The organism is Ferdinandcohnia sp. SAFN-114 (genome assembly GCF_059415045.1).
In genome coordinates, this window is record NZ_JBPFDQ010000009.1 from 74,274 (window position 1) to 83,586 (window position 9,313).

At 39.3% G+C, this 9,313-nt stretch carries 7 protein-coding genes; 3 read left to right on the forward strand and 4 right to left on the reverse strand.

Annotated elements, in window-relative coordinates; all coding sequences use genetic code 11:
* Positions 1–527: 527 nt before the first annotated feature.
* The 4 genes from ACR65M_RS04760 to ACR65M_RS04775 all read right to left on the reverse strand — a co-directional run bounded on the left by ACR65M_RS04760 (position 528) and on the right by ACR65M_RS04775 (position 5,929).
* Positions 528–2,456 (reverse strand): TRAP transporter permease, encoded by a 1,929-nt coding sequence (locus ACR65M_RS04760; protein WP_440272689.1) that lies wholly within the window; start codon positions 2,454–2,456, stop codon positions 528–530.
* Between the two features lie 24 nt (positions 2,457–2,480).
* Positions 2,481–3,488, reverse strand: coding sequence for a TAXI family TRAP transporter solute-binding subunit (locus tag ACR65M_RS04765; RefSeq protein WP_440272690.1), 1,008 nt, complete (start codon positions 3,486–3,488; stop codon positions 2,481–2,483).
* Positions 3,489–3,567: 79 nt separating this feature from the next.
* On the reverse strand, positions 3,568–4,428 hold the full coding sequence (gene nadC, locus ACR65M_RS04770) for a carboxylating nicotinate-nucleotide diphosphorylase (RefSeq protein ID WP_341332205.1): 861 nt from the start codon (positions 4,426–4,428) through the stop codon (positions 3,568–3,570).
* Between the two features lie 268 nt (positions 4,429–4,696).
* Complete coding sequence (locus ACR65M_RS04775; protein WP_440272691.1) at positions 4,697–5,929, reverse strand: aminopeptidase; 1,233 nt, start codon at positions 5,927–5,929, stop codon at positions 4,697–4,699.
* Positions 5,930–6,104: 175 nt separating this feature from the next.
* Between ACR65M_RS04775 and ACR65M_RS04780 the strand changes: the two genes are divergently transcribed.
* From ACR65M_RS04780 to ACR65M_RS04790, 3 genes are all read left to right on the forward strand, one after another.
* A complete protein-coding gene (locus ACR65M_RS04780; RefSeq protein ID WP_440272692.1) occupies positions 6,105–6,599 on the forward strand; it encodes a DUF1648 domain-containing protein in 495 nt (164 codons plus the stop codon).
* A 108-nt stretch (positions 6,600–6,707) separates the two neighbouring features.
* Positions 6,708–7,397, forward strand: coding sequence for a copper homeostasis protein CutC (locus ACR65M_RS04785; protein ID WP_440272693.1), 690 nt, complete (start codon positions 6,708–6,710; stop codon positions 7,395–7,397).
* A gap of 125 nt (positions 7,398–7,522) precedes the next feature.
* Complete coding sequence (locus ACR65M_RS04790) at positions 7,523–9,250, forward strand: PD-(D/E)XK nuclease family protein (RefSeq protein ID WP_440272694.1); 1,728 nt, start codon at positions 7,523–7,525, stop codon at positions 9,248–9,250.
* The last annotated feature ends 63 nt before the right edge of the window (positions 9,251–9,313 follow it).

Here is a 9,313-nt window from a genome sequence, read left to right on the forward strand (position 1 = left end):
AACTTCGGACAGGGGAATGCAAAATCATCGCGGTTGTGTTCAAAGTAGAGGTAACTTCAGACAAGGGAAGGCAAAATTATCGCAGGTGTGTACAAAGTAGAGGTAACTTCGGACAAGAGAATGCAAAATCATCACTGTTGTGTCCGAAGTCAAGGTAACTTCAGACAGGGGAGGCAAAATTATCGCAGTTGTGTCCAAAGTAGACGTAACTTCGGACAAGAGAATGCAAAATCATCACTGTTGTGTCCGAAGTCAAGGTGTCTTCGGACAAGGGAAGATAAAAACATCGCGGTTGTGTCCAAAGTAGAGGTAACTTCGGACAGGGGAAGGCAAAATCATCGTTAGTGTGTCCGAAGTAGAGGTAACTTCGGAAAAGCCAAGGCAAAATTATGGTAGTTGTGTCCGAAGTCAATATAAAAAATGTAAGCGTGAATTCGTTTGTGAATTCACGCTTAAAATGTATTGTGATTTACTCTTTTACTACCCAAATTTGGAACCCGTCACTTCAACACCGAACTCTTTTTCTTTTAAGCCCCTTTTTCGAGTGGAGTGTATTGTATTGGGCGCTTTTTTTGTACTGCAATCACCAATACAAATAAAATGATGCCCATACTACTGAATAAAACATGTGGATATATCAGCAATAGACCACTCGAGATTAACAGTATGCGGTCAAGGTAAGTCGCACATTTTTGTAGCCAGCCAATCACGCCTGCGCTAAGTGCAATAACACCGATAACCGCAGTTAAGAATGAAACAAAAATTTCAATAGGTGGACCATCGAGCAGAAGTGCAGGTTCTAAAACAAACATAAATGGAATGATGAAGCCCACTAAACCTAGTCGAACCGCTTCTATCCCAACTTGGTTTGGGTTGCTATCGGCAATACCGGCAGCGGCATAAGCTGCGACTGCAACAGGTGGTGTAATCGCTGAAAAAATAGAGAAATAAACAATAAATAAATGGGCAGCCATTAATGAAACACCTAATTCCATTAAGGCTGGAGCAGCTAACATCGCTGTTAAAATATAAGCAGCAGCAACCGGCATTCCCATTCCTAAAATAATACAAATGAGCATAACTAGAATCAAGGTAGGAAGGAGCATACCTTCAGTTAGTCCAAGGACAATACTCGTTAATTTACCACCAAGTCCCGTTGACATGATACCTGAAATGACTAGCCCAGCCGCTGCACAAGCTGTTGTTACTGGGATAGAGGATTTTGCACCATCAAGCATCGCTTCAAAAATTTGCTTAACACCCATTCGGGTTTTTTTACGAAACCAGCTAACTACGATTATTGCTAATACACCGTAAAAACCAGTTCTAGATGCGCTATAGCCATTTAAAAGAAAGAAGAGTAAGATAACCAATGGGATAAAATAGTACCAGCCTTCTTTTAACACGTTTGAAACGTTAGGAATGTCTTCTTTATTCGCCTTTGGTAAATCTAATCTTATTGCCTCAAAATGAACCATCGCAAGCAATGAAGTATAGTAAAGTATTCCAGGAATAATGGCAGCAATAACAATCGAAATATATGGAATCTGAGTAATTGCTGCCATTAAAAAGGCAGAGGACCCCATAATTGGTGGTAAAATACTACCTCCAGTCGATGCAGCTGCCTCAACTGCTGCCGCAAATGTTGGTTTGTATCCGGAACGCCTACTCACTGGAATCGTAAATGAGCCTGTTGTTACAACATTCGCTGTTGGGCTACCAGAAATCATGCCAAAAAATGCACTCGCAATGACGGCCACCTTGGCTGCTCCACCGCGGGTTCTTCCAGCAAGAGCTGTCGACAACTGGAAGAAGAACTCACCCGCACCCGCCTTTTGTAAAAACGCTCCAAATAGTAAAAACATATACACGAATGATGCTGCAACTGCAATTGGTGAACCCCAAAGGCCGTTAAAGCTATAAGCTAGATCTTCAACTACTTCGGAAAACGAAAATTCCCTATGCCAAATGAGTCCTCCTAAATGATGGCCCCAAAGTGCATAACTGATTCCAATTAAAACGATGATGACGATCGGCATTCCAATCGTGCGACGTGCTGCTTCGATACTTAATAGGACAAATACGAAGCCAACAAAAATATCCAAAGGGGACATAGGGTCGACAATTGGAATCCGTTCCGAAATTCGTTCAGCGTGGATATTAAAATAACATCCGGCACCTAAAGCTAAGAGTGAACAAATATAGTCAGGGATTGTCGGTGTAGCGCTTGTTCTGCTTTGTTTTGAAAAACTATAATATAAAAAGGTCAAGATTAGAATGAAAGCTAGATGAGTTGCCAACAGTTGGATCGGATCTAGTTTTCCCCAGACAACAGACACAATTTGGAATAGTGATAAGATGAATGCAATACTTTTAAAATATTTAGCAGCGGGACCTGTCAAGTCACGCTTTTCACCTTCAGAAAAGGTTCTAGTTATATAATTTGTAAAGCCCATTATCTCGGGAACTCCCTTCTAAATTTAATGGATTAGTCCTTTTTCTACGAAAAATTTCTTTGCACCAGGATGAAGAGGGACCTTCCCAACTTTGCTAAAGTTTTCGTCTGATAGCTTCTTAAATTCCTTATGGACTGTGCCTAGATATTCTACATTTTCATAGATAGCCTTTGTAACGCGATACACTTCTTCTTCAGGAACATCCTTGTGAACAATTAAAATAGCAGGGGTATATAGGGTGTGTATATCTTGATTTAAAAAATTATAACTCCCTGCCGCTATTGTACCTAGCTCCATTCCTAGCTTATCTGCTACATCTTGAAGTATATCTTGGTCCATCGAAATAAATTTCATGTCATTTGTGATGGCCGCCTCTAAAATATCACTGGATGGGACGGATACTGCATCTCCTGTTGTATCGATTCGATTATCTCCCATCAATTCAAACGTTTTTGAACCACTTAAATGATCAACAGAACCACCCCAAGATGCTATATCTTTATAGGTTACATCGTACTCTTGTAAAATCGTTCGGGTTATGATTTCACCCGCAGAGCCTCTTTGGTCAACTGCTAGCCGCATCGGTGCTTCCTTTTGAATCACCTCGTCCAATGAATCGAATTCCACGTCAGCTCGTGCGATTAATTGATAATAGTTAGCAGGAATCACCACACTAATCGCCCGTATATCTGGATAGGCTTCTTTATAAGGTTCTGTTCCACTAAATGCTGCGTAAGCTGTCATGGCATAGGAGATACCATAAGGGACCGTGTTTGTTCCAACACTAGCCGGATTCTCAACAATTCCGCCAGGCTCAACCGTAATAAGTGAACCTTTATTTTCACGACGAATCGACTCGGCGATACCTTCTGTAAAAACAGACCATGCGCCACCTGTCCGTCCGCCAATAATAGTCGTTCGAATATCGCCAGTATCAGAGACAGACACCGCACCAACTTTATTCAAGCAACCTGCTAAAAGAATACTGCTAATTAAAAGTAAGAAAGAATAAATCCAATTTTTTTTAGACATTCACAATACCCCCAAAGGTCATGCTACCCGAGTTCCACTCGTACTTTTAACAAGTCAGATGTACTCGGGTAGCATATCATCATTCATTGAAAGAAGATTTCTTGTTACCTTCTTTTACTTGCAAGCTAATATCAAGGGCTTTTACTGAATGGGTTAAAAATCCTAATGATATATACTGGACACCGGTACCGGAATAGGTGGCTAAATTATCTAAAGTTATTCCGCCAGAGGCTTCGGTGATGATTCCCTTTGGTACTAACTTTGTGAAGTCATTCACTTCTTCAGGGCTACGATTATCGAACATAATCACATCTGCTCCAGCTTCCACAGCTTCCAAGACTTCTTCTTTGTTTTCCGTTTCAACTTCAATCTTTACCATATGGCCAATTTTTTCGCGTACCGCTTCAACCGCTTTTGTAATCGAACCGCAATAGGCGATATGGTTATCCTTAATCATAACCCCATCATAGAGCCCAAAACGGTGATTTTTGCCACCACCCGTTACAACTGCATACTTATCAAGCATACGAAGTCCTGGAATGGTTTTTCTAGTATCACAAATACGAATGGAAGGGTCGTTTAAAGCTTCTACACATCTGTTTGTAACGGTTGCAATTCCACTCATTCGTTGGATAAGGTTCAGTATCACTCTTTCACCAGTGAGTAGGTGGGATGTCGGTCCACTTACTGTTGCGATTGAATCGCCAGCATAAACATAATCTCCGTCAGAAAAACGAAGCTCGACTCCAATGGTAGAATCTAATAAGCGATAGGCTTCCTTAATAATGGCTAATCCAGAAATAATTCCTTCCTCTTTAGCAATAAATACGCCTTGACTTGTTTGTTCAATTGGGAAAATTGATTGACTTGTTACATCCAGTTCACCTAAATCTTCAAGTAAGAACTCCTGTAACATTTTACGCAATTTTAATAGATTCATAGTTTTTCCTCCTAGGATAAATAAGTTTGATAATAATTTCACAAACTTAGGTAAGGTAATTTTTGGTTATAAAAAGTTTAAGAGATACATCTGGAAATACAAGTGTCTTGTCATCTATATTTACATAATACTATCTAAATTTCAATAGCATCAATAAATAAAATTATTGGCTATTTTATAATTAAAAAGAAAAAAACACCACTGGAAGAGAAAATCCTCCAATGATGCCTATATATGACTTGTTAAATTTACTAGAGACAATATTATATTAGAATGCCCAGTCCCCTTTACGGAAAACGGGTTCGATGGTTCCATCAGTCGTAATGCCGTCGATGTCCATTTCACCTGAACCGACCATGAAGTCAACGTGTGTGATACTTGAGTTTGCTCCTTTTATTACAAGCTCTTCCCGCGACATTGTTTTACCACCTTCAATACAGAAGGCATATGCGTTTCCGATTGCAAAGTGATTGGAGGCATTTTCATCAAAAAGAGTATTGTAAAACAGAATTTTTGATTGTGAAATAGGTGAACTATGTGGAACTAACGCAACCTCACCTAAATAGTGACTGCCTTCATCTGTTTCCACAAGGCGTTTGAGTGTGTCTTCACCAGCTTCAGCCTTTACATCCACGATTCGTCCATTTTCAAATGTGAGCGTAAAGTTATCAATTAAGCTTCCCCCGTAATTGAGTGGCTTCGTGCTGCTTATATAACCATTTACACCTTCTTTCGCAGGAACGGTGAAGACCTCCTCTGTTGGCATATTGGCTACGAATTGAATATTTTGTTCGTTTTCACCACCACCGCCAATCCAAACGTGACCCTCAGGAAGTTCTACCATCAAGTCAGTTCCAGGTGCTGTATAATGCAATTTTTTATATTTTTTCTTGTTTAAGTACTCCACTTTTGCATGCAAAGTTGCATTGTGATCCTTCCATGCTTGTACGGGATTTTCCGTATCTACACGAGTTGCTTGGAATATCGCTTCCCATAACTTTTCAACTTGTTCTGCAGAGGAGAGGTCTGGGAATACTTTTTCAGCCCAGCTTTCTGATGGCACAGCAATAACGGACCAGCTTACTTTATCAGCTTGAGAATAATTTCGGTATTTTTCCAGTGCTTGACCAGCAGTTTTATTTGCATTGGCAATGCGCTCAGGATTGACACCTTTCAGTAAATCTGGATTTGATGAAATGATAGACAAAAAGGCAGCTCCGTTTTCAGCGAGTTCTTCCATTCCTTTCGCTTTCCACATTGGGTAATCCAGGAATGCTTCATCTGGTGCTAAATCAAAGCGAGTGCGTGTAATTTCGTCATCATTCCACTCGACATATACATTTCTTGCTCCGGCCTCATAAGCTTTTTTTACAACTTTTCTAACATATTCTACAGCTGAGATAGGTGCATTGATAAGTAGGTTTTGTCCTTGCTGTACATTAACACCTACACGCACAGCTAAGTCAGCATATTTCTCTAACATTTGTTCGAACGTACTCATATGTATTCTCCTTTGCAACGTGCTATTAACCTAACACGATTGTGTTATATTTCTTTTTTAGTGTAACAGATACAATATCAACCATGAAATACATTTTTATGAAATTAATGTCTTAAATTGAAACCCTTACCACCCCTTCATCGTATTAAAAGTATGAGGAAGGAGTGGTTTTTTTATGTCCAACAAACCAGTGCTTAAACTCCCAAAAACAATATCTGAAAGAATACTAGAAACGCTATCAATTTTATTTTTAGTTGGTATTTATGTTTACATCATCGTAAGTTGGGGTGAAATCCCGGATCGAGTACCTACCCACTTTAATATCTCTGGTGAGCCAAATAGCTGGGGTGGTAAAGGTAGTGTTCTCATCCTCCCAATCATTGCAACCTTTTTATTCAAGACCATGTTTATCTTGAGTAAGTTTCCGCATATTCATAATTACCCTGTTGAGGTGACACCCGAAAACGCAGAAGGCATATATAGAGCATCTCGAAAAATGCTCGTCGTGATGAATTTCCTTCTTACGTTTTTCCTAGTGATTGGTGCATTGGAAATGATTAACGTCGCCCAAGGAAATGAAGGTCTAGGCATGTGGTACATGATTGGTTTTTTTGTGTCTCTTTTTGGGACAATGGGGTATTATATGTACAAGATGTTTAAAATAAGGTAAGTGGGGAAGAGTGTCAAAGTGACCAGAGGGACGGTTCTCTTGGTTCCTTATAAGGACCATAAGAACCGTCCCCGCGGTACCAAATTACATAAAAGGTAGGAAATAAACATGTTACTTGAAATTATTGTACAAGACGCAGTAGATGCAAGAATGGCCGAAGAACATGGTGCAAATCGTTTAGAATTAGTAACGGCAATGACAGAAGGAGGTTTAACACCTTCGTATGGAATTATAAAGGATGTTGTTCTAGCGGTCTCCATTCCTGTTCATGTTATGATTCGTCCTCATGGGTACTCATTTATATATTCAGAGGAAGATAAGCGAGTGATTTTGGAAGATATAAAGGTTTGTAAGGACCTTGGTGCCACAGGAATTGTTTTTGGTTCATTAACGGAAAGCGGAGAGATTGATGAAGCCTTTCTTGACATAGTGATTGCAGCAGCGGATGGAATGAAAATTACCTTCCACCGTGCAATTGATGAAGCAAAGGATATTATTGAGGCATATAAGACCCTTCAAAAATATAGTGATTCTATCCAAACGGTATTAACCTCTGGAGGAGCGCCAAAGGCGTTAGAAGGTGTAGAAAATCTTAAGGAAATGATTGCATTAGCTAACGAAAAGCCATCACCGGTCGTTATGCCAGGATCTGGCTTATCACACAACAATATTGTAGAAATTCATGAAAAAGTTCATGCAACCGAATACCATTTCGGCTCTGCGGTTCGAATAAATGGGAAGTTTAGCGAACCGATAAATGGGAATACTATTAGTACGATAAAACAAATATTAGGTTAATACAACATGGATGTCTGAATGTAGATTTAGACGTCCTTTTATTTTGGCAAAAATCGATTGAACAGATATCACGCCGATAGAAACAAAGAAGTTACGGCTAGTCACGAATATGGAGAGTGAAAACCTTGGAAGTTCTCATTAAACACCTCGAAACGATATGTAATAAACATTTATTAACGGAAAAAATCTTACTTGTAGATTCATATATGATTGGCGAACAAATACTAAGGCAATTTACTCAAAATAAAAATAATGCGGTAAATATCAAAATCAAAACTGTTAAGGATCTTGCACTTGATGCCTACTCTAAAGAAGAAAACCAACTCATCAGTGACACACTAGGAACTCATTTTATGTATTCCCTACTGTCGGAGCAAAAGATGGACTTTCGCTATTTTCAAGAGGTTGAAATCACGCCGACTTTAAGCCAAAGGATGTACCAAACAGTAAAGTTATTGCGCCTGGATGGCTACACAAGTAGCTCAGTTTCGAGGGAAGATTTTGTTTCACCTGCAAAAGGCGAAGATATGATAAGAATATTAGCGACTTATGAAGAACTTCTTCATAAAAATAAAATGATTGATGAAGCCGAGCTTTTCAGGAGTGCTCTAGGAAAATATCACTCTAGAAACCAAGTCTTCATTTTTCAGAGCAACTTAAGGTTAGCTTACCTTCAAGTAGAATTTATAAAGAGTATACTTCCAGCAAATTACTTCCATTTACCGATGGAAGCAGTACGAGGTATGGAGATACCTGAAAGCACTTCTTTTTCAAAGGTTGTTTTCGGTGGCGAAACACCATTAAGCTATCTTTTTGATGTAGAACATTGCCAAACAACGATTCCGACACTTTCCCTTTTTTCTGCTAAAACGGAGGATACGGAGCTAAAGGAAGTACTATTTCGCATGAAGGAAAAAGGAATCAGGTTTGATGAGGCAGTAATCTTTTACACAGCAAGTTCGAAATATATAACCACTATGTATCATCTAGCGGAACGAATGCAACTCCCTGTGACGTACGGTGAGGGGATTCCAATTGGTTTTACGCGTCCTGGAAAGTTTGTGGCAGGCATCCTGGCTTGGATGAAGGAAGTTTATAGTGTGCTAGTCTTCTTGGACCTTCTTCAGGAAAATTTACTGGATTTGAGAGAAGACGCGCCGTCAAAAGCTAGAATTGCAAACTTGCTAAGGGATGCACATATTGGTTGGGGGAAAGAGCGTTATCTTTCACAAATCCATGACAAAATCAATCAACAAAACACTTCAGAGGAACGAATCCAGCATTATCAATGGCTATTAAAATGGTTCTCATCTGTATTCAAACAAACACCTACAATCCAACATGATGGAACCATTGTCTATAGTGATCTGCTAAAAACGATTAAATATTTTCTGCAAAACTATTGTAAAGTTTCTTCCGTATTTGACCAACTAGCGAAAGAGACATTATTAGGTAGAATTGATGACCTGTTGCCCTATGCAAATGAGGCTATAATAGAAGTTTATCAAAAATTTGAGGATGATTTTTTGTCAATACATATTGGCCATTCCCGACCAAAGCCTGGCTTTTTACATATTTCGTCCTATAAAAATGGTATCTATTTGAATCGTGAGCATGTATTTATTGTTGGAATGGACAATCAACGGTTTCCAGGGAGTTCAGGGGAAGACCCATTATTGCTTGATATAGAACGTGAGAAATTAGGTAGATTCCTTCCGTTAGAAAAGGACAAGGCGAAACGCAATCTCTATCTCATGTCTCAGCTATTAGCCTCAGCTGCAAACCATGAGATTACCGTGAGTTACTGCAGATTTAACGTTAATGAAAACCGAGTAATATGTGGACTAACCTAAAATAGTGAGACAATATAAAACACCTCCAAAATGGCAATACTTGAGATAAGTATTGTGACATTA

Excerpts from the sequence above, each read along its gene's own strand:
- ACR65M_RS04760 (WP_440272689.1), bottom strand. The coding sequence starts at position 2,456 with ATGGGCTTTACAAATTATATAACTAGAACCTTTTCTGAAGGTGAAAAG.
- ACR65M_RS04765 (WP_440272690.1), bottom strand. The coding sequence starts at position 3,488 with ATGTCTAAAAAAAATTGGATTTATTCTTTCTTACTTTTAATTAGCAGT.
- nadC (WP_341332205.1), bottom strand. The coding sequence starts at position 4,428 with ATGAATCTATTAAAATTGCGTAAAATGTTACAGGAGTTCTTACTTGAA.
- ACR65M_RS04775 (WP_440272691.1), bottom strand. The coding sequence starts at position 5,929 with ATGAGTACGTTCGAACAAATGTTAGAGAAATATGCTGACTTAGCTGTG.
- ACR65M_RS04780 (WP_440272692.1), top strand. The coding sequence starts at position 6,105 with ATGTCCAACAAACCAGTGCTTAAACTCCCAAAAACAATATCTGAAAGA.
- ACR65M_RS04785 (WP_440272693.1), top strand. The coding sequence starts at position 6,708 with ATGTTACTTGAAATTATTGTACAAGACGCAGTAGATGCAAGAATGGCC.